Here is a 441-nt window from a genome sequence, read left to right on the forward strand (position 1 = left end):
CCCCCCAAGGTATTTCGACGCAGTGTCCCGTTCGTCTAGAGGCCTAGGACACCGCCCTTTCACGGCGGTAACAGGGGTTCGACTCCCCTACGGGATACCATTGGGTCGTTAGCTCAGTTGGTAGAGCAGTTGACTTTTAATCAATTGGTCGCAGGTTCGAATCCTGCACGACCCACCATTCTTTCTCCACGAAGGAATTAAAACTTTTAGTGGGCGATTAGCTCAGTTGGGAGAGCACCTGCCTTACAAGCAGGGGGTCACTGGTTCGAGCCCGGTATCGCCCACCATTCTCTAAGTATTTTTGGAATAGGATATCCAAACCACTCAGTAATGTATGTGGTTGGAATTTTCGACGCTGAAAGTCTTTAGAAAATGTATTGTCGAAGCGTTGCTTCGGGATTCATATGCTCTTTAACAATTTGGAAAGCTGACTAAATAATC

General features: G+C 47.6%; 3 tRNA genes. All 3 read left to right on the plus strand.

The features are described from left to right. The first annotated feature begins 24 nt into the window (after positions 1-24). The 3 genes from H2O73_RS20305 to H2O73_RS20315 all read left to right on the plus strand — a co-directional run bounded on the left by H2O73_RS20305 (position 25) and on the right by H2O73_RS20315 (position 287). A tRNA-Glu gene (locus H2O73_RS20305) sits at positions 25-100 on the plus strand. 2 nt (positions 101-102) lie between these two features. Beyond that, a tRNA-Lys gene (locus H2O73_RS20310) sits at positions 103-178 on the plus strand. Between the two features lie 33 nt (positions 179-211). Continuing rightward, positions 212-287, plus strand: a tRNA-Val gene (locus H2O73_RS20315). Positions 288-441 lie beyond the last annotated feature (154 nt).

Origin of the sequence: Vibrio marinisediminis, assembly GCF_014050145.1 — a bacterium.
Lineage (GTDB): Bacteria > Pseudomonadota > Gammaproteobacteria > Enterobacterales > Vibrionaceae > Vibrio > Vibrio marinisediminis.